The 19,969-nt window shown below is 62.0% G+C and carries 14 protein-coding genes; 13 read left to right on the forward strand and 1 reads right to left on the reverse strand.

The genetic code is table 11. The features are described 5' to 3' along the window. Window positions 1–40: 40 nt before the first annotated feature. Window positions 41–1,099 carry a LacI family DNA-binding transcriptional regulator gene (locus ABIE33_RS22555; protein WP_429129711.1) on the reverse strand — a complete coding sequence of 353 codons (1,059 nt, stop codon included), beginning with the start codon at window positions 1,097–1,099 and terminating at the stop codon, window positions 41–43. Between the two features lie 240 nt (window positions 1,100–1,339). Here ABIE33_RS22555 and ABIE33_RS22560 point away from each other — a divergent pair, with 240 nt between their 5' ends. From ABIE33_RS22560 to ABIE33_RS22620, 13 genes are all read left to right on the forward strand, one after another. Further along, window positions 1,340–2,332, forward strand: a complete 993-nt coding sequence (locus tag ABIE33_RS22560) for an autoinducer 2 ABC transporter substrate-binding protein (RefSeq protein ID WP_429129714.1) — start codon at window positions 1,340–1,342, stop codon at window positions 2,330–2,332. A gap of 183 nt (window positions 2,333–2,515) precedes the next feature. After that, entirely contained in the window at window positions 2,516–4,030 is a 1,515-nt protein-coding gene (locus ABIE33_RS22565) for a sugar ABC transporter ATP-binding protein (RefSeq protein WP_429129717.1), read from the forward strand. Beyond that, a complete protein-coding gene (locus ABIE33_RS22570; RefSeq protein WP_429129719.1) occupies window positions 4,023–5,024 on the forward strand; it encodes an ABC transporter permease in 1,002 nt (333 codons plus the stop codon). The genes ABIE33_RS22565 and ABIE33_RS22570 overlap by 8 nt, the downstream gene beginning before the upstream one ends. Next, window positions 5,021–6,019, forward strand: coding sequence for an ABC transporter permease (locus ABIE33_RS22575; protein ID WP_429129721.1), 999 nt, complete (start codon window positions 5,021–5,023; stop codon window positions 6,017–6,019). Before ABIE33_RS22570 ends, ABIE33_RS22575 begins: the two co-directional genes overlap by 4 nt. 2 nt (window positions 6,020–6,021) lie before the next feature. Next, window positions 6,022–6,870, forward strand: coding sequence for a sugar phosphate isomerase/epimerase family protein (locus ABIE33_RS22580; RefSeq protein WP_429129724.1), 849 nt, complete (start codon window positions 6,022–6,024; stop codon window positions 6,868–6,870). Window positions 6,871–6,927: 57 nt separating this feature from the next. Continuing rightward, window positions 6,928–8,373: an FGGY-family carbohydrate kinase gene (locus ABIE33_RS22585; protein ID WP_429129727.1), complete on the forward strand. Its 1,446-nt coding sequence runs from the start codon at window positions 6,928–6,930 to the stop codon at window positions 8,371–8,373. A gap of 20 nt (window positions 8,374–8,393) precedes the next feature. Beyond that, on the forward strand, window positions 8,394–9,089 hold the full coding sequence (locus tag ABIE33_RS22590; protein WP_429129729.1) for a class II aldolase/adducin family protein: 696 nt from the start codon (window positions 8,394–8,396) through the stop codon (window positions 9,087–9,089). Between the two features lie 82 nt (window positions 9,090–9,171). Continuing rightward, a complete protein-coding gene (locus tag ABIE33_RS22595; RefSeq protein ID WP_429129732.1) occupies window positions 9,172–9,759 on the forward strand; it encodes a gluconokinase in 588 nt (195 codons plus the stop codon). A 1,053-nt stretch (window positions 9,760–10,812) separates the two neighbouring features. Continuing rightward, window positions 10,813–11,790, forward strand: a complete 978-nt coding sequence (gene bcsN, locus ABIE33_RS22600) for a cellulose biosynthesis protein BcsN (protein ID WP_429129734.1) — start codon at window positions 10,813–10,815, stop codon at window positions 11,788–11,790. 112 nt (window positions 11,791–11,902) lie between these two features. Beyond that, entirely contained in the window at window positions 11,903–14,083 is a 2,181-nt protein-coding gene (bcsA, locus tag ABIE33_RS22605) for a UDP-forming cellulose synthase catalytic subunit (protein ID WP_429129736.1), read from the forward strand. Beyond that, window positions 14,080–16,431, forward strand: a complete 2,352-nt coding sequence (locus ABIE33_RS22610) for a cellulose biosynthesis cyclic di-GMP-binding regulatory protein BcsB (RefSeq protein WP_429129739.1) — start codon at window positions 14,080–14,082, stop codon at window positions 16,429–16,431. The genes bcsA and ABIE33_RS22610 overlap by 4 nt, the downstream gene beginning before the upstream one ends. Beyond that, entirely contained in the window at window positions 16,428–17,483 is a 1,056-nt protein-coding gene (locus ABIE33_RS22615; RefSeq protein ID WP_429129741.1) for a glycosyl hydrolase family 8, read from the forward strand. The genes ABIE33_RS22610 and ABIE33_RS22615 overlap by 4 nt, the downstream gene beginning before the upstream one ends. Then, entirely contained in the window at window positions 17,480–19,693 is a 2,214-nt protein-coding gene (locus tag ABIE33_RS22620; protein WP_429129744.1) for a cellulose synthase, read from the forward strand. The genes ABIE33_RS22615 and ABIE33_RS22620 overlap by 4 nt, the downstream gene beginning before the upstream one ends. Window positions 19,694–19,969: the final 276 nt, after the last annotated feature.

Genomic DNA, 19,969 nt, shown 5'->3' on the forward strand with positions numbered 1-19,969 from the left:
TTTGAATAAATGTTGCGCATTGGAAGAATCAACGGCGCGCTCAGTCGATATCCCTGAGCGCATCGAGCGGGCCGGTGAGCGCCGTGCGCGGCTGGACGAGCTCGGGAGTAATGAGATGAATGCGTGGCTGCGGCCGTCCTTCTTCGATGACCTCGAACGCCTTGGTGATCATGCCCTCGACATCCTGCCTGATCATGATGACCGGGAAGGGCAGGAAAGAAGCGAAGGGGTCGTAGTCGTAGCAGCCGACAGTAAGGTCGGCGAAGTTTTCGTGGGGGTGGCCGGCCATAAAGCGCAGCAGGCCCTCGAAGTTGATCGAGGAGTTGACGAACAGGGCGCGCGGCAGCTTGCCATGTTTTTCGTAGAAGGCTTCGAAGGCAAGCCTTGCATTGTTGGGAGCGTAGCCGGTCGGCTGGATGCAACCGTCAGGATCGTCTCCCAGAAGCTCGCGCTTCACGGCCCGGAAGCCGCGGATACGCTCGCGGCTGGCGTGGTCGTCGCGTCCCCCGAAGAGATAGAGCTCATCCGGGCGAAGCGGCTGATCCGCCGGGAAATGGCGAATGATCGCCTCGGTCAGCATCCGGCCGCCTTCGTAGTTGTCGCTGATGACGGACGGAACCTTGGTGCCCGGCAAGTCGATGTTGATGTGCTTCAGGCCGACGGTCTCGCAGACTTCGTGCACGCCGTCCGGGTCCGTCGCGCCGCAGATGAACAACTCTTCGATCGAGTAGGAGATCAGCGTTTCTGCCGTCCTGCGCTCCTCTTCCGGGTCGCGGCTGGCGCTGACGACGATCGGGCATTGTCCCTTGCTTCTGACATGCGCCTCGAAGGTCTGCGCCATTGAGGAGAAGTAACGGTTGTCATGGACCGGCAGCAAGAGGCCGATGAGCCCGGAGCGCGAACTGCGCAAGCCGCGTGCCTGGCGGTTGGCGGTGTATTGGTGGGTTTCCGCCAGATCCCGGATCAGTGCCGCGGTGCTCTCCTTGATCCGCCGCTTCTGCCAGGTTCCATTCAAAACCGCACTCACGGTTGAAGGCGAACTGCCTGATAGCACCGACAAGTCGTAGATCGTCGCCTTCTTCTTGCTCGTCTTCGTCATCCACGTGCCTCCCTCATCGTCTTAGTGCCGATTTCCCCTTGACGAAAGATTAAGTCTGCACAATAGTCTCTGCACCATCGATTGTGCAAACAAGAAATATCGATTGTGCATGCGGTGGGTCGTCTGAGGAGGCGGCGATCAGGGAGGCGGGATTCGTTCCCAGCCAGTTGCGATTTGAAACTGGAGGCCGGCGCTTTCGCAGCCGGGCGTGTTCCCCATGGGGAACGGTGGAGGAGAAACATGATCAAGAGAATTCTGGTCGCCGCTCTGGCGACATCGCTTTCGCTTGCCGGTGCGGCTGCCGCATTCGCTCAGGATGCCGGAAAGGTCGGCGTCGTGGTCAAGATCGGCGGCATTCCGTGGTTCAACGCCATGGAGGCCGGCATCAAGGAGCGTGGCCAAAAGCTCGGCATTGACGCCTTCATGGTCGGCCCGACGAGTGCCGATCCGGCGCTGCAGGTGCGCGCCATCGAGGATCTGATCGCCCAGGGCGTGAAGGTCATCGGCGTCGTGCCCAACGATGCCAAGGTTCTGGAGCCGGTTCTGACCAAGGCCAAGGAAAAGGGCATCATCGTCATTACCCATGAATCGCCGAGCCAGAAGGGCGCCGACTGGGATTTCGAGCTGGCGTCATCGACCGGCTTCGGTGAGGCGCATGGCAAGTTGCTTGCCGAGAAGATGGGCGGCAAGGGCGAATATGCCGTCTTCGTCGGATCGTTGACAGTGCCGCTGCACAACGCCTGGGCCGATGCGGCGATCGCCTACATCAAGAAGAACCACCCTGATATGACGCTGGTCGGCGAACGCTACGGCGTTGCCGAAGACGTCGACAAGAGCCGCTCGACCGCGCTGGACCTGATCTCAGCCCATCCGGGCCTTAAAGGCTTCCTCGCCTTCGGCAGCCAGGGGCCGATCGGGGCAGGGCGTGCCGTCGAAGAGCGCCGCAAGGTCGGCGAGATCTTCGTCCTCGGCCCATTCTCCCCGGGTCAGGGTCAGAAGCTGGTGAAGTCGGACGCGATCTCCGGCGGCTTCATGTGGAATCCGAAGCAGGCGGGCGAGGTGTTCGTGACGCTCGCCGACAAGCTGATGAAGGGCGAGGAGGTCAAGGACGGCGACGAGATCGAAGGTCTCGGCAAGGTCAAGCCGGACTTCGAAAACCGCAACATCATCGTCGATCAGCTGGTGCCGATCAACAAGGATACGGTCGCCGACCTCGCGGCGATGGGGCTCTGATCCGCTACGGCGTCGCGCGTCTTGTTGGACGTGCAAAGACCGCTGTAACGTTATGGATTGTTGCATGTTTTATCCGTGAATCGCCAACGATTTAAGGACGCATGCATTGGGTTCTCCCGGCTGCTGGGCCGGCTTCGGCCGGCCTGGCATGTCCCTTCAAAACGGTATTCGGGGCACATGTTCATGCATCAGCTTGCGACCGCGGAAGGCAGCGAAAAGCCGCTTCTGTCTCTGCACGACATCAACATGACCTTCGGTGGCGTCAAGGCGCTCAAGAATGTGAGCTTCGACGTTCGCCCGGGCGAGGTTCACTGCCTTGCCGGCGAGAACGGCTGCGGCAAGAGCACCCTGATCAAGATCATCACCGGCGTTTACCGCCCGGCTGACGGCGCTTCGATCGAATATGACGGCGAGACCTATTCGCACATGTCACCGGTGACCGCCCAGGATCGCGGCATCCAGGTCATCTGGCAGGACCTGGCGCTTTTCCCGGAAATGAGCGTGGCTGAAAACATCGCCTTCCAGACCGTTCTCGGCCGCTGGCCGAAGCTGGTCGATTACGGCCGCATGCGAAAGATCGCAACGGACGCACTTCAGCGTCTCGGCATCACGCTCGACGTCGACCTGCCGCTCAAGGAGTATGCCATTGCCCAGCGCCAGATCGTGGCGATTGCCCGTGCGCTCGTCGGCGAAGCGAAGCTCGTCTTCATGGATGAGCCGACGGCATCGCTGACGCAATCGGAAACAGACCATCTGCTCGATATCGTGCGCGGCCTGTCAGCCTCCGGCGTCGCGGTCGTCTTTGTCAGCCATCGCCTTGCCGAAGTACTGGAAATCTCGAGCCGTATCACCGTGCTGCGCGACGGCGCGCTGGTCGGCGTCTATCCCGCTGCCGGCATGACGCAATCGCGCATCACCGAACTGATGACCGGCAAGACCTTCGACCAGCAGGTCCGCGCAAAATCCAGGCAGGATCATCCCGTCGTTCTCGAAGTGAAGGGTCTGAGCCGCCCCGGCCAGTTCGACGACATATCGCTGACCGTCAGGCGCGGCGAGACACTGGGAATTACAGGTCTCCTCGGCGCCGGCCGAACCGAATTCGCCCAGACGCTTTTCGGAATGCTGCAACCTTCGTCCGGCACGATCACGCTCGAGGGCAAGACGGTCCGTTTCTCCTCCAATCGAGATGCGATCAAAGCGGGCGTCGCCTATCTCTCGGAGGACCGGCTGTCGCTCGGCCTCATCCAGCCGCAAGCAATCGCGGACAATCTCGTTATCAGCTCGCTCGGCAAGATCCTCTCGGGCGGCTTTCTTTCGGATGAGCGCAAGCGCAAGCTCGTCGCCGGCTGGATCGCCGATCTCGGTGTGAAGATCGGTCTTCAGGGCGACGCGATCTCGACGCTTTCGGGCGGCAACCAGCAGCGCATCGCCATCGCCAAGTGGCTGGCGACCGACCCGAAACTGCTGATCCTCGACGCGCCGACGGTCGGGGTGGATGTCGGCGCCCGCGCCGGCATCTTCGACATCGTCGCCAAGCTCGCCGAGACAGGTCTTGCCATCATCCTGATCTCCGACGAAGTGCCGGAAGTCTATTTCAACGCCGACCGCGTCCTGCATATGGCCCAGGGCCGCATCGTCGGCAGCTATGATCCCCGCAGCGTTCCGCTCGCCGAAATCGAAGGAGCGGTCTATGCATAGTTTCGCCCGCACCCACGCGACGGAAGTTGCGCTTTTCGCCGTCATCGTCGTCATCTGCGCGGTGCTGTCGTTTGCGACAGTTAATTTTTTCTCGATCGGCAACGCCTTCGATCTGCTGAACACGAGTTCGGTCAACATCATCTTTGCCGTCGGGCTGCTGGTCGTGCTCATCGCCGGCGGCATCGACATCTCCTTTGCGGTTGCCGCCTCGGTCGTACAGTACGGCACGGCGATCGCGCTCGGCTGGATCGGCGGCGGAGGCTGGATCTCCGGCCTCGTCATCGCCGGATCGATCGGCATCTGCCTCGGCGCCATCAACGCGCTCCTGATCCACCGCTTCCGCATCATTTCGATCGTCGCAACGATCTCGACCTTCAATATCTATTTCGGCCTCTTGATGTTCTTCACCAAGGGCGTGTCGATCTACGACCTGCCGGAATGGCTGACGGATCGCGTCGTGCTGTTCGAGCATGAAATGGCCGACGGCAGCTGGATCGAGATCACCCTTCCGGTGCTGGTGATGGTGCTGTGCGTCATTGCCACCTGGGTGCTGATCACCCGCACGACCACCGGCCGGCAGCTCTATGCCTTCGGCGACAACCCGGAAGGCGCGCGCCGCTTCGGCATCAATATCGGTGCCATACAGTTCATCGCCTTTGGCTGGCTTGGGCTGATGGCCGGTATCGGCGGGCTGGTGCAGGCGCATTACGCCCAGGAAGTCGTGCCGAACGCGCTCTACGGACGCGAACTCGATGTGCTCGCTGCCGTCGTTCTCGGCGGCGCCAGGCTTGGCGGCGGCAAGGGCTCGGTGCTCGGCTGCGTCCTTGGCGTGCTTTTGATCGCGATCACCCAGAACGGCTTGAACCTGATGGGCGTTTCCCCGTTTGCCTTCAAGATGATCGTCGGCGCCATCATCCTGATCGCCATCACCCTGTCCAATACCAGCATCGAACGGCTTCTGCCCTTCGCCAGCCAGAAAGGTGCACGCCGATGACAGGCTTTTCGGATCGCCTGAAGGCATGGTTCGGACCGGAGATGGCAGGTCCCGGCTTGGCGCTGGTCGCCGTTGTCCTGGTGTTCGGTCTCGCCTCGCCGCAGTTTCTGAGTGCTGCGACCTTCGGCTCTGTTGCGTTCCAGCTTCCCGAACTTGGGCTCCTGACGCTCGCGATGCTGCTGCCGATTCTGACCGGCGGCTTGAACCTTGCGGTGACCTTCACCGCCAATATCGCCGGGCTGACACTTGCCTGGGTGCTGCAGGCGAATGGCGGCGCCGATGCCGGCGCCGGTGCCTTCGCACTCGGTTGCGTCCTTGCCGTGATGGTCGGTGCTGCAAGTGGCGTCGTCATGGGCCTGGTCATCGCCTTTACCCGTGCGCACCCGATCCTCGTCTCTCTGTCGATGATGATCTTCCTGCGTGGTCTCGGCGAGTTTCTGACACGTGGCGGCGACGTTTCGGGTTTCCCGGCTTTCATCGGGCCGCTCGGCCATGGCTCGGTCGCGGGCATACCGGTGCCGCTGATCGTCTTCGTCGTCTGCGTGCTGGCCTGGCATGTGCTTTTGACCCGGACCAAGCTCGGCTTCAACACTTATATGATCGGCTCCAATCTCGAGGCGACGCGCTATTCCGGCATCAACACCCGCAAGGTGATCGTGCTCGTCTACACCCTCTCGGGCGCCATGTGCGCGATTGCCGGCATCATCATGCTGGCGCGGTTCAACTCGGTGCGCATCGGCCACGGCGAATCCTATCTGCTGATCACGGTGCTTGCCTGTTTTCTCGGCGGCGTCAATCCGTTCGGCGGGTTCGGTCGGGTCATTCCGGTGTTCGTGGCGCTCGTCGTGCTGCAACTGCTGTCGTCCGGGCTCAACCTGATCGGAGCCAACCAGCATCTTGCCACCGCGGTCTGGGGGCTACTGCTCGTCGGCGTCATGGTGCTGCGCTTCGCAGCCTCCAAGTTCAAGATTTCATTTGTCAGAAAAGGAACGTGACCATGCAGGGTTTTGGCGTCCATACGAGCATGTGGACCATGAATTGGGATCGGCCCGGTGCCGAGCGTGCGGTAGCGGCCGCGGTCAAGTACAAGGTGGATTTCATCGAAATCCCCATGCTCAATCCGCCGGCGGTCGACACCGCCCACACCAAGGCGCTCCTGGAGAAAAACAAACTGCGTGCGGTCTGCTCGCTCGGTCTGCCCGAGCGCGCCTGGGCGTCCGTCCGGCCTGATGCGGCGATCGAACACCTGAAGATCGCGATCGACAAGACGGCCGATCTCGGTGGCGAAGCGCTGTCCGGGGTCATCTACGGCGGCATCGGCGAGCGCACCGGCGTTCCGCCGACCGAGGCCGAATACGACAATATCGCCCGCGTGCTGACGGCGGCCGCCAAACACGCCAAGTCGCGCGGCATCGAGCTCGGCGTCGAAGCGGTCAACCGCTACGAAAACCACCTGATCAACACCGGCTGGCAGGCCGTCGACATGATCAAGCGCGTCGGCGCCGACAATGTGTTCGTGCATCTCGACACCTACCACATGAACATTGAGGAAAAGGGCATCGGCACCGGCATTCTCGATGCGCGTGAGCACATCAAATACATCCACCTCTCCGAGAGCGACCGCGGCACGCCGGGTTACGGCAACTGCGCCTGGGACGAAATCTTCGCGACGCTTGCTGCCATCGGTTTCAAGGGCGGGCTTGCCATGGAGAGCTTCATCAACATGCCGCCGGAAGTGGCCTATGGCCTTGCCGTCTGGCGCCCCGTCGCCAAGGACGAGGAAGAAGTGATGAGCAACGGCCTGCCGTTCCTGCGCAACAAGGCCAAGCAGTACGGACTGATCTAAAACCGCGGCAATCCGGTCCTTGGGCGGGCCGGGCAGGTGACGGGAGGCGCGGACATCATGCCAACACCATCGCGCAACGAGCAGAGCACGATCGCGGTGCTCGACGTCGGCAAGACCAATGTCAAGCTCAACGCCGTCACGGCAGATGGTGTCGTGCTCGAGACGCTCAGCATCGCCAATCCCGTGCTGCCCGGGCCGCCATGGCGTCACCACGACCTTGGCGCGATCGGTGAGTGGGTTTTTTCCGGCCTCGGACAACTTGCACGACGTCACCCGTTTTCGGCCTTCGTTGCCTCCGGACACGGTTCCGGAGGCGTTCTTGTCGGTGACGATCCGGAGCGCGGCGACGGCACGGCTCTGCCGATGATCGACTACGAGCAGCCGCTTCCGGAGGCGATTAAAGCCGGTTATGCCCCGCTATCCGGGTCGTTCTTCGACCGTGGCAGCGCGACGATGCACGCGGCGACGCATCAGGCCAGGCAGCTCTACTGGATGCAGGAGTGTGAGCCGGAAGCCTTCTCACGAGCGCGTTGGTATCTCGGTCTGCCGCAATACTGGGCCTGGCGGCTTTCGGGCGCAGCCGCCGCGGAGGCGAGCCTGCTCGGCGCCCAGTCGCATCTCTGGAACGTCGCGGAACGGCACTTCGCGCCGATCGTCGAGGCGCGTGGCTGGAGCAGGCTGATGCCGCCCTTTGCCGACGCATGGCAGGATCTCGGGCGGGTGAGCGCCGGCCTGGCGCGGCGTTACGGCTTTCCGCAGGAGCTTCGCATCCTTGTTGGTGCGCACGACAGCAGTCTCAACCACTACCGGTATCATGCCGCCGGACTGCGGGAGTTTACCGTCATTTCCACCGGCACGTGGATCGTTGGGTTTTCCGGACAAACCTCCCTCGACAGGCTCGACGAAGACAGGGGCATGACCTTGAACAGCGACGTCTTCGGCAAGCCGCTCGGTGGCGTGCTGACCATGGGCGGGCGCGAATTCTCGCATGTGGCGGGTCACGAGCCGCCTGATGGCCCTGTGCCTGAACAGGCCGTTCTGCGGCTGATCGCTGGGAGAACCATGGCGCTGCCATCCTTCGGCGACGACAATGGTCTGTTTCCCGGCAGTGCCCGATATGGACATATCATCGGGCCAAGACCCGAGACTGCAATGGAGCGCAAGGCCCTGGCTCTCATCTATTGCGCGCTGTTGACGGCCGAATGTGTCGAGGCACTAGGGGCGGGACCGCTCGTCGTTCTCGATGGCAGCTTCCTGCGCGATCCGCTCTATGCCCGCCTCGTCGCAGCACTGCTGCCGGGCCGGCAGGTCCGGTTCAATCTCGATGCTTATGGCGTCGCCTCCGGTGCGGCCTTGCTTGCCGGTCAATGCACGCGGACACGGCCGGCCCCGCTTTCCCTGGCCGAGGCTACCGATGTCGCGTCACTCACGACCGCAATTTCCGATTACGCCGCTGAGTGGCGCGCGACTGCGCGCCGCCAAGCCGAACCTGTTTTTCACTGACACTTCGAAAGGAAAGACCGATGAACCAGCCCGATATTCTCTCCCTCCGCCGCGAGATGGTGGATATCTGCCGTCGGATGAATTCGAGCGGCATCAACCAGGGCACGGCCGGCAACCTTTCGGTGCGCATCGGCGATGGCTTCCTGGTGACGCCGTCGTCACTCGCCTATGATACGATGCAGCCGGAAGATCTGGTCGAGATGGATTTTAAGGGCAACTACACCGGCCTTCGGCCGTCGTCCGAATGGCGCTTCCACCGCGACATCCTGCGCGAGCGCACGGATATCAATGTCGTTCTTCATTGCCACTCCATCTACGCGACCACGCTTGCCTGCCACCACAAGACGATCCCCAGCTTCCACTATATGACGGGCATTGCCGGGGGAACGACGATCCGTTGCGCCGAATATGCGACCTTCGGGACCCAGGCGCTGTCCAACAACGCGCTCGTGGCGCTCAAGGACCGTACCGCCTGCCTGCTCGGTCAGCATGGCCAGATCTCGCTCGGCAAGACGCTGGAATCGGCGCTTTGGATGGCGATCGAGATCGAGACCCTCTCGCGAATGTATGTTCAGGCACTGACGCTTGGTGAGCCGCCGGTTCTGCCCGACGATGAGATGGAGCGGGTGATCGCGCAGATGCGCCGTATGAGTTATGGCCAGGCTCCGGACGACGAGGGCGTCAACGATCTCGCTCGCCCGCGGGCCGCCAGTTGACTGCAGCCGGGCTTGTGTCGTTGCCGATGCGGCGCTATCAGCGACGTCAGTCGCAATCATGCGCCGGAGAGACGAGCGATCCATGGCGAGCCCCGACACGTCACTCCGTGGACATGCGCCGAAGTTCTCCGGCTCGATTGTCGTCATGGGCGTTTCCGGCAGCGGCAAGACCTCTGTCGGCGAGGCAGTGGCGCGGGCCTTTGGTTATCGCTTTATCGAGGGCGACGCGTTGCATCCGCAAGCCAATATCGCGAAGATGTCCGCGGGGATTCCGCTTGCCGATGAGGATCGCTGGCCTTGGCTCCGTGAGATCGGTCGGCAGCTTTTCTCGAGTGCCGAACCACTCGTCGTTTCGTGTTCGGCGTTGAAGCGCAGCTATCGCGCATTGCTGCGCCAGAGTGCAGGTGGCGATCTCGCGTTCGTTTATCTCCATGGCAGCCGGGATGTTCTTGCGGGCCGAATGCAGCACCGCGAAGGGCATTTCATGCCGGCGTCGCTGCTCGACACGCAGCTGGCTACCCTTGAAGAGCCGATCGGCGAGCCGCTCACGGTCGTCGTCGATGTCGATCAGTCCTCGGCCGATGTGGTCACGGCAACGTTTGCGGCACTCGCCGGCCTGGGGTTGTCGAGCAAGGCGGCGTCATCTGATTCCGGTTTCGGCTCGCGCTAGACCACTCTCGCCATCATCATCTGGATCTCCAGCAGTTTCTGCGTCAGCCCCGGTCGGGAAGCCGGCACGTCGGCGTGAGAGCGATAGGCGCGGCTGGTCGCGCCCACGGGCTTCACCCCGGTGGCTCCGAGTATGGCCTCATCCAATACGCCGCAGGCCTTGCTGTTCAAGGTGTGGCTGCAGACGCAGATCGCATAAGCAGGCCTGCGCTTGCGCTGCCACCGCGGTGGTATACAGCGCATCGTGGCTAACAAGCCCAAAAACGTGGAAATAACTCAGGCAGAGGCGCCGTTGGCGCGCCTCGCTAGAGGACGCGGCCGAACAAGGAGCCGTAGGCGATGACGGCGATTGCAAGAGTGAACCCGGCGCCTACGAATATGGGGCTGAAATCGTAATTATGGAAACGGGTGGGAAGTAGGCTTTTCATGACAAGCTCCAGTTTTCACTCTGCTTGCGACGGCCGCCGGACGGTGCGGGCAGCACGTTGCGATGACGAAAATGGCTCAAAGGAACCCGCAGCAGAGGCTTTGGCTCGTTTAAGAATTCGATCAGGCGGATCAAATTTATTTCAGCGTAAATCTCGGCGCGGATTTTCTGTCGCAGATTAGCTTCGCCAAAGAACTTGTACGCAGAAAGTTCTTTTATCCTGCGCTTCGGATATTAAGAAGTAAATGACTGGATATGGCAAATCTTCGTGGATTGCATCGCTCTTGATGTTTTCCATTATTACCTATGTGGCGAAGGAATTTATTTGGTAATTTTTCCGATTTTTACCCAGTCATATGTATATGAGCTAGGATAGTTATGCGGCGATAAAGGCCATTTATGTCGCCTGTTTTCGGCTCGCGGCGGTTGATCCGAAGTCCGCATGGCGATGCAGGATGCTCCGGATTGAGCGCGTCGGCGATCGCCGAATGAATTCGTCTTCGCGGGCCGCTAGGGTGTGCGTCATGTCGGCCGGAATGGTCGAGCTGCCTTGCAGCCACGGTTCGAAAAATCACCCCCTATGCTTTGCGGGTTTGCGAATTTGCCTGAATCACCTAATGCTCGGGCATGGCAGGACGATTTTTCAGCAGGCGATTCGACGTATCGAAGGACCGCTCCACGATCATCAACAGGCTGCTGGACGTGGTCTCGCCTACAGTTGTGCTTGCGGCCGGCCTCCTCATGTCCAGCTGCGCGACGCATAACGACGTCGGCACGCCGACCAATGCGACAATCGTTCCCGCCGAGAATGCGCTGATCCTGCCGCCGCCGGGCGGGCCTGCCGTGCTGAATGTGGTCGAACGCCGAAGGACCAACGCCATCGAGCAGGATATCTACCTCTACACCTCTGCCTCGACGCCGGGGCAGAATTTCCTGCGCGCGCAGTTCTTCGGGCCGATGGAGACCAGGTTCGACCAGCAGAAGAGCAGCGGCTATGTGGCGGTCAGAAGCTCCGAGATGATGCGACAGGCGCGCCGTGCGCTCCCCGGCGTGTCGTTGGCGCAGTCGTCGGACTTTCTGCAGAACAATTATGGCCCGTTCGGTTATGCCTATGGCCGTGGCCGCGGCGACGACGCCTGCATTTTCGCCTGGCAGCAGATCCGTGGAGCCGAAAATCACCGCTCGCCCCTTAAGGGCTACGGCACCATTCAGATCCGTTTCCGCTATTGCGCAGCTGGCGCGAGCGAGAACGAGCTTCTCTCACCCGTCTATGGCTACACGATCGTCGGCACGTTCGGCGATCCCGCCTGGAATCCCTACGGCGCCCCGCCGCCGCTGGAGGCGGGCATAGGCCGCGTCGGCAACCCGATCTACCGCAAGGGGCAGGCGCCCACCGACACTCGGCCCGTGACCGTAATGGCGGCGCCTGCGCCGGTCAGGCGCGTGGTCCGTGTCGAGCAACCGGCGCGTCGGCAGCCAGTCGCTGTGCCGGCGACAGCAAACGCCGTCAGGTTGCCGCAACCGGATGGTGCGGCAAAGGCGGGGGCGACCGTGATCGTGCCATTACCCGCCTGCGATGCACAGGCGGGGGGCAATTGTCCTTAATCAGCTCCTAACCATCAGTTGGTATGGGCTGGTATCGGGCTTGCAGAAGCCCAGATGAAGTCAGGTCAAGCGATACCAGTGGCATGATGCCGAATGCTGGAAGGCAGAATGAATGAGCAAGATCGGTCCTGTTGCCGCGTGGGCGTTTTTCTCGCTTTGCGTCATTGCCGTCATCACATTGCCGGTCAATCTTCAGACCCAGCTGATCGTGAGCGTGCTGGTCGTTACGTTCATGGCGATACTGAAGCTCATCAAGGCCGAAGGTCGCTGGCGCCTGATCGCACTCGCCTTCGGAACGGCTATCGTGCTTCGTTATGTCTATTGGCGCACGACCAGCACGCTGCCGCCGTTGAACCAGCTTGAGAACTTCATTCCTGGCTTCCTGCTCTATCTCGCTGAAATGTACAGCGTGATGATGCTGTCGCTGAGCTTGTTCGTCGTCGCGATGCCGCTGCCGCCGCGCAACGCCAAGGCCGTCTCGCCGGGGAAATTTCCGAAGGTCGACGTCTTCGTGCCATCCTATAACGAGGATGCAGGCCTGCTGGCCAATACGCTGGCCGCGGCCAAGGGCATGGATTATCCGGCCGACAAGCTTCAGGTCTGGCTGCTCGATGATGGCGGCACGCAGCAAAAGCGCTACTCGATGAATTTGGTGGAGGCGCAGCGTGCCTCGGCCCGGCATGTGGAACTGCAGGCGCTTTGCGACGATCTCGGTGTGCGCTACCTGACCCGCGAGCGCAACGAACACGCCAAGGCCGGCAATCTCAACAACGGCATGCTGCATTCAGACGGCGAGTTGATCGCCGTCTTTGACGCCGACCACGCGCCAGCTCGCGATTTCCTGTTGGAAACGGTCGGCTATTTCGAAAGCGACCCGAAGCTTTTCCTGGTGCAGACTCCGCACTTCTTTCTCAACCCTGATCCGCTCGAGCGCAATCTGCGAACCTTCGAGAAGATGCCGAGCGAGAACGAGATGTTCTACGGCATCATCCAGCGCGGCCTCGACAAGTGGAACGCGGCTTTCTTCTGCGGTTCGGCTGCGGTGCTCCGGCGCAAGGCGCTCGATGATACCGACGGCTTCAGCGGCATGAGCATCACCGAGGACTGCGAAACGGCGCTGGCGCTGCACGGCCGCGGCTGGAACAGCATCTATGTCGATCGGCCGCTGATCGCCGGGCTGCAGCCGGCAACCTTTGCCAGCTTCATCGGCCAGCGCAGCCGCTGGGCGCAGGGCATGATGCAGATCCTGTTGTTCCGTTTTCCGCTGTTCAAGCGCGGGCTATCGATCCCGCAGCGGCTTTGCTACATGTCGTCGACGCTGTTCTGGCTCTTCCCGGTGTCGCGCACGATCTTTCTGTTTGCGCCGCTGTTTTATTTGTTTTTCGATCTGGAGATCTTCACCGCATCGGGTGGCGAGTTCCTTGCCTATACGCTCGCCTACATGCTCGTGAACCTGATGATGCAGAACTATCTCTACGGCGCCTTCCGTTGGCCGTGGATCTCGGAGCTCTACGAATATGCTCAGACCGTGCATCTGCTGCCGGCGGTCATCTCGGTCCTGATGCGCCCAAGCCGGCCGACCTTCAAGGTGACGGCCAAGGACGAGTCGATCCTGGAGAGCCGCCTGTCGGAAATCAGTCGACCGTTCTTCGTCATCTTCGCCGTGCTTTTCATCGCCCTTTTGATGACGGTCTACCGGGTCTACACCGAGCCCTACAAGGCTGACGTAACCCTGGTCGTGGGAGGGTGGAACCTCCTCAACCTGATCATGGCGGGCTGCGCGCTCGGCGTGGTCTCGGAGCGCGGGGAAAAGGCGGCATCGCGGCGGGTAAAGGTCAGTCGGCGCTGCGAATTCGGTGTGGCGGATCAATGGTACCCGGCAACGATCGAAGACGTATCGGCCAACGGCGCCCGAATTCAGGTCTATGGCGTCGATGCTGCGACGCTACCCGTCGATACGGACGGGTTGATCCGCTTCGAGCCCTACAGTGGCAATGGCACCTCCGAGACCTTGCCGGTCGCGATCAAGAACAAGGAAGTTGCCGGCGACATCACCACGCTCGGCTGCCGTTATCTGCCGCAGGTCGCGCGTCACCACAGTCTGGTGGCGGATCTGATCTTTGCGAACTCGCAGCAATGGAGCGAGTTCCAGAAGGCGCGGCATGGAAACCCGGGACTGGTCGCAGGCACCGCCTGGTTCCTGTGGCTGGCTTTCTATCAGATGAGCCGCGGCTTGATCTATTTCGCGCGCAGCTTGCGCTCCTCCGACAGAGAAGCGGGGGCGCCGCGATGAACCGGATGCTGGTTGCCCTTCTCATCATGTTCCTTGCCGCGACGACACAGACGCTGGCGCAGTCGAACCCGTTCGACATGTCGCCGGAGCGGCCGGCCGCCGAGCCGCCAATCGAACTGCCGGCGCAAGGGACGGATGAGGGCCAGCCGACCAGTGAGCCCGACGCTGACGCGAGCACTCCCACAGCGGCGAGCGGCGCGCCCGATGGTTTCAGGCGGTACATCATTCCCTTCAGCGCGCTATCGCTGACCGGTGAGGTCGATGAACGCGCCTGGTCGATGTATCTGACGCCGGCCCAGGCGCAATCGCCTGCAACGCTGAATTTCGGCTATCAGAATGCGATCGTGATCGCGCCGGAGGCGTCGTCCCTTTCGGTTTTCGTCAACGGCGAGCTGGTCGGCGAAGGACCGATCAAGGCGTCGGACATTGCCGAGACGCGCAGTTACACACTGCCTGCCGGGTTGTTGCGAGCCGGTTCCAATGACATCAGGTTTCGGGTGCAGCAGCACCACCGCACCGACTGCACCGTCGAATCCACTTATGAACTCTGGACCGAAATCGCGCCGGAGACAGCTTTCATCAGCTTTGCGGATGCGCAGAGCGCGGTATTTGCGAGCGTGGACGACATCCGCGCCGTCGGTCTGGACGACAGAGGACACACGCAGTTCAATCTTGTCGTTCCGGGAATGCAGCAGCCGAGCCGCGCTGCGGGCCTGATGCGGCTTGCACAGGGCTTGGCCCTGCGCGGCCATATGCCGGCGCAGCGGGTCATTCTCAGCGAAGGACTGCCGGAGCTGGGCAAGCCCGGCGAGTTGACGGTGGTTGCCGGGACTGTCGATGAGGTATCGGCGCTGCTCCCGGCGCTGCCCGATGGCGCCGCCAGCGGGTCGGTCGCGGCCTTCGTCCGCGATGGCAAGACGAATGCACCGGTTCTGGTTCTCAGCGGCCCCGACTGGCCGGCCGTCCAGGCCGGCATCGAGGCCATCGCCGAGCCAATGGACCGACCGAGCGATATCCCTCGCGACGTCATCAACACCGAACGTTGGCATTTGCCGGAAACACCTGTCGTTGCCGGCAACACGCGCTTGCGTTTCTCAGAACTCGGCGTCGAGACCAGCGAGTTCACCGGTCGCCGCTTCCGGTCCAGGTTTACGGTGGCGGTACCGTCGGATTTCTATGCAGACGCCTATGGCGAGGCGACGATCCTGCTGGATGCGGCTTATACGGAGACAGTACGCCCCGGCAGCCGGATCGACGTCTACGTGAATGGCAACATCGCCTCGACGGTTCCGTTCGATTCGGCGACCGGCGGCATTCTGCGCCATCTGCCGATCAATGTCACCATGCGCCACTTCAAGCCCGGGCCAAACCTGATCGAGCTCGAGGCGGTGCTGCTCACGGAGCAGGACAAGGTCTGCGCGCCGGGGGCGCCTGCCTCGACCGATCCGCGTTTTGCACTGTTCGATACATCGGAACTGCATATCCCCAACTTCGCGCGGATCGGTCGGCGGCCCAATCTTGCCGCAACGTCGGGGGCGGCGGCACCCTATCGCAACAGCGCCGGCGTGATCCCGCTCTTCATCGACCGGGCCGATGCCGACACCTTGTCGGCGGCCGCCACGTTCCTGGCGCGACTGGCCGTCGCCGGCGGGCGCCCGATCGCGGTCGAGATGATCGCCTCGCCCTTGGCGGCGGGCACGCGAAACGCACTCTTCGTCGGGACGCTGCCTGAGTTGCCGAAGACGGTGCTCACTCAGGTTGGCATCGATCCTAGCCGCCAGATGTCTTGGGGCAGCGCGCAAGCCGTCGGGCGCGTGACCGACACCCAGAAGGCAATCGATGAATGGCAGACGCGCCTGAGCGGTGGTGCTTGGCGTACCCAGATCACCGCACTTCAGGACTGGGTAAAGCAGGAGTTCGACATTTCCTTAAGCTCGCTGCGCATCCTGCCGCAGGAACAGAGCGACTTCGCGCCGCCGGAAACGGCAACGTTGCTTGTCGCTCAAGGGGCAAACCCTACGGATGACGCCACGTGGACGCTCGTCGCGGCGCCCACCGCCAGGCTTCTGAACGATGGGGTGTCTGCACTCGCCGACATCAATCAATGGCAGCAGATCGCCGGGCACATCTCGACCTACGAGCCGGCAACCAACGCCGTCAAGGTGGTGCCGGTCGCCAATTTCAATTTCGTGCAGACAAGGCCAGCCTCGATCGGCAATTATCGACTGATCATTGCCAATTGGCTGTCGAGCAACATTCTTTTCTACGCTGTGCTGCTCGTAACGCTGTCGGTGCTGCTGGGCCTCGCAACGTCATCCATGCTCAGTCGGCTCGGGCGCCGCCCATGATCTGGCGCACGGTTCTTCTCCTCATCGTGGCTCTTGTCGTCGCTCTGCCTCAGACGCGCGCAGCGGCCCAGGGGCGGGGCGAGACCGTGAGCGCAGAGAATTGGCAGAAGTACAAGGCAAAGTTCCTCGATCCCGGCGGACGCATCATCGATGACGGTAACGGCGGCATCAGCCACAGCGAGGGACAAGGTTATGGTTTGTGGCTGGCGGTGCTTGCCGGCAGCGCTGCCGATTTCGAGCTGATCTGGTCCTTTACCCGCCGCGAGCTGCTGTTGCGCGATGATGGTCTCGCCGCGTGGAAATGGAGCCCGAGCGAAAAACCGCATGTGATCGATATTAACAATGCGACCGATGGCGACATTCTGATCGCCTATGCGTTGACGCTGGCCGGCGAACGCTGGAAGCGAAAGGATTATCTCTCGGCCGCGGCCAAGATCGCCAGGGCAATCCTCGATCGAACCGTGATCGAGTACGGTGGTCGGACCTTGTTGCTGCCGGGAGTTGCCGGCTTTTCCGCCACTGATCGCGACGACGGTCCTGTAATCAATCCCTCCTACTGGATCTTCGAAGCTTTGCCTGTCCTTGATCGTGTGGCGCCTTCACCGAAATGGGCGGCGTTGGCCAACGATGGTCGCAAGATGCTCGATGCGCTGCAGCTCGGTCCACGAAAGATGCCGGCCGATTGGGTCAGCGCCAAAACGCGTCTGAAGGCGGCGCAGGGCTTCCCGGCGGAGTTCGGCTACAACGCGCTGCGCATTCCTCTCTATCTCGTTCGGGCCGACAGCAATGACGCTGAATTGCTTTCGAGATTGCGGCAGGGCATGCTTGGCGCCGATGGCGAATTGCTCATCAGTGACGTCACGACGGGGGCCGTTCGGGCAGCGCTGACGGACCCTGGTTATCAATTTGTTAACCATATTCTGGCCTGTGTCATGGAGCGGGATCCGTTGCCCGACAGCGTCAAGGTGTTCAGCCCGACGCAATATTATCCTTCGACACTGCACCTTCTCGGGCTGTCTTATGCGAAGGAGAAGCGTCCGGAGTGTCTATGAAGTCCTCAACCGTTGTCATCGCCGGCATCATGTTCACGGCGGTCGGGATTGCCGGATTTACCGAAGATGGACTTTTGCGAAAAAAATTGGGCGGCATCGCCGGTGCGCCGACAACCGGCCAGGAAGGAAACACGCTTCCTGACGAGGCGTCGTTCGGCGTGGTCGACAAGGGTTCCAGAAGCGTCGTAACCGAGTTTCGCCAGATCGCGCAGAATACGCAGCCTACTGCCGGTACGACGCGCCCGCAGACAACGCCACCGGTGGTCGACGAATCGGCACTGCGCTACTTCGCCAGCAAGGGCGATACGGCTCGACTGCAGGCCGAGATATCGCGGCTGAGGGCGCTCTATCCCGATTGGACGCCGCCCAAGGATCCACTTGCGGTTCCTCGTAACAAGGACGTCCAGCTCGAAACGATGTGGCAGTTCTATTCGGAGGGGCGCTATGCCGAGGTTCGAAAGGCGATCGCCGAGCGCCAGGCAAGTGAGACCGCCTGGAAGCCGCCGGCAGATCTGCTCGAGCGGCTGAACGTTGCCGAAGCGCGGGCGCGTCTGGTGAACGCCTCCGATCTCAAGCAGTACGAGACGGTCATCGAGGTTGCTGCAAGCACGCCGAGTCTGCTGACGTGCTCGGAAGTGGACGTACTCTGGCGGGTGGCCGATGCCTTCACTGAGACCGAACGACCCGATCGCGCCAGAGACGCCTATCTCTACGTGCTGAAGAATTGCGAGAACGCTCCGGAGCGGCTGGCGACGGTGCAAAAGGCCGTGTCAGGGCTGCCCTATGACATGGCGCAGGAGATTTTGGCCCACGAACGGACGGTACCTGGCGGCGCTGCCGAGTTCGAAAGCATTCGCGACGATCTGGCACGCCGGTTCGTTGCCGAAGGCGATGCAGATGGCAAGCTGGCCGTCGATCCTAAATATATCCAGCGTCTTGAACGCCTGGTTGAAACCGACGGATTGGCGAGCGATGCGCTGCTGCTCGGCTGGTACCAGCTTCGCCGGGACAATATGAGCGCGGCCGAACAATGGTTCCGTCGCGCCCACGACAAGGAAGATTCGGCCTCCGCGTCGCAAGGCCTGGCGCTGACCTTGATCGCCCGCAAGGCGCACGAGGATGCGGAAAAAGTGCTGTATCCCTGGCGCGATACGTCGGCCGATGCCAAGGCGACCTATTTTGCCGCGACGGCAAACCTGCTGGCGATCGAGCCGCCCGTTACGCTCAGCGAAGAGGTGCTGAGCCGTATCGCGCAGGAGACGACCAAGGGGCGTGACCCGGCCACGGCGCAGCAGTTCGGCTGGTATGCCCGTGCCATGGAACAGCCGGCGACGGCCGCACGATGGTTTGCGACCGCGCTTCGCTGGAAGCCGGATGACGAACCTTCGGCCTATGGCCTGGCGCTCAGCCGCAACCAACTGGGCGATGCTGCCGGCGTTGCTGAAATCCAGCGACTCTGGGCGGCGCGCTCCGAGCGTATCGCCCGCCTGGGCGAGACCGAGGAGGCACGGCATGACGCCATCGCCCGGCAACAACAGCCGCTTGCACGGGAGCAGGCACCCACAGCGGGCATGGAGCGAAGGTCACCTGCAGTCGTGACGGAGGCCGCGCCACGAACGACGACACGCTATGTGGTTGACCAGCCTGTTGCGGTTGCGCGGCAACCGCAAAGAGCGGGCCGAAGTGTGACGGGATGCCGGACGACCATCAACCCGACGCGGCTGTCGCCGCAGGCGGCGCTGACGCGCGGCTGGTGCCTGATGGATCTGAACCGCCCGCTCGAAGCGGCCGAGGCCTTCGAGGTCGCCCTGCAGGCACCAGCATCGCAAATGCGCGAAGATGCCGCCTACGGCCAGAGCCTCGCCTATCTCAGGGCCGGGCTGACCAACAGGGCTGCGGTCGCCGCGACGAAATCGACCCAGAGCCGTGGTCGCGTCGAAGAACTGCAGAGCGCGATCCTTTCCGACCGCGCGATCGCCGCCTTCGATGCCAAACGCTATCGCGAAACGCTGATTTTCCTTGATCAGTTGGGGCAGATCTCGACGCATCGGTCTGACCTGATGGTGCTGCGCGGCTACGCCTATCTCAATCTCAAGCATTACGCCGAAGCCCGGCGCATCTTCGAGGCCGTCGCTGCCACCGGAAATCGCGACGCGCAGCGTGGCCTCGCCGACGTCGGCAAGGCGCAGGAAATCTGGCCGAACAAGTAAACGCTACGAAAGCGATTCCATCGCGACGCGACAGTTGCCGCGAGCCAGATTGGCTGAAACAGCTTCGCGCAGCGGATGCATAGCCAAACGTTCCTAAACTTTGCAGATCGTGCTTCCCGGATTTCCTCTTTGGAAGGAAATTAGCAAGACGCGGTGCTATCGTCGCCCGACATCGCGGTGTTGATATCATTGCAATCGCCGCGTTGCGCGTAGAGGATGGAGAGCAGACGATCCGGTTGGTGGTGAGGAGATCGCCGACGGGGTCGAAGGGAGGAG

Source organism: Ensifer sp. 4252 (assembly GCF_050434565.1).
Lineage (GTDB): Bacteria > Pseudomonadota > Alphaproteobacteria > Rhizobiales > Rhizobiaceae > Ensifer.

Bases quoted from the DNA above. Each gene is read 5' to 3' on its own strand.
- ABIE33_RS22610 (WP_429129739.1), top strand. From the start codon at position 14,080: ATGAACCGGATGCTGGTTGCCCTTCTCATCATGTTCCTTGCCGCGACG.
- ABIE33_RS22580 (WP_429129724.1), top strand. From the start codon at position 6,022: ATGCAGGGTTTTGGCGTCCATACGAGCATGTGGACCATGAATTGGGAT.
- bcsN (WP_429129734.1), top strand. From the start codon at position 10,813: ATGGCAGGACGATTTTTCAGCAGGCGATTCGACGTATCGAAGGACCGC.
- ABIE33_RS22595 (WP_429129732.1), top strand. From the start codon at position 9,172: ATGGCGAGCCCCGACACGTCACTCCGTGGACATGCGCCGAAGTTCTCC.
- bcsA (WP_429129736.1), top strand. From the start codon at position 11,903: ATGAGCAAGATCGGTCCTGTTGCCGCGTGGGCGTTTTTCTCGCTTTGC.
- ABIE33_RS22590 (WP_429129729.1), top strand. From the start codon at position 8,394: ATGAACCAGCCCGATATTCTCTCCCTCCGCCGCGAGATGGTGGATATC.
- ABIE33_RS22620 (WP_429129744.1), top strand. From the start codon at position 17,480: ATGAAGTCCTCAACCGTTGTCATCGCCGGCATCATGTTCACGGCGGTC.
- ABIE33_RS22560 (WP_429129714.1), top strand. From the start codon at position 1,340: ATGATCAAGAGAATTCTGGTCGCCGCTCTGGCGACATCGCTTTCGCTT.
- ABIE33_RS22570 (WP_429129719.1), top strand. From the start codon at position 4,023: ATGCATAGTTTCGCCCGCACCCACGCGACGGAAGTTGCGCTTTTCGCC.
- ABIE33_RS22575 (WP_429129721.1), top strand. From the start codon at position 5,021: ATGACAGGCTTTTCGGATCGCCTGAAGGCATGGTTCGGACCGGAGATG.
- ABIE33_RS22555 (WP_429129711.1), bottom strand. From the start codon at position 1,099: ATGACGAAGACGAGCAAGAAGAAGGCGACGATCTACGACTTGTCGGTG.
- ABIE33_RS22565 (WP_429129717.1), top strand. From the start codon at position 2,516: ATGCATCAGCTTGCGACCGCGGAAGGCAGCGAAAAGCCGCTTCTGTCT.
- ABIE33_RS22585 (WP_429129727.1), top strand. From the start codon at position 6,928: ATGCCAACACCATCGCGCAACGAGCAGAGCACGATCGCGGTGCTCGAC.
- ABIE33_RS22615 (WP_429129741.1), top strand. From the start codon at position 16,428: ATGATCTGGCGCACGGTTCTTCTCCTCATCGTGGCTCTTGTCGTCGCT.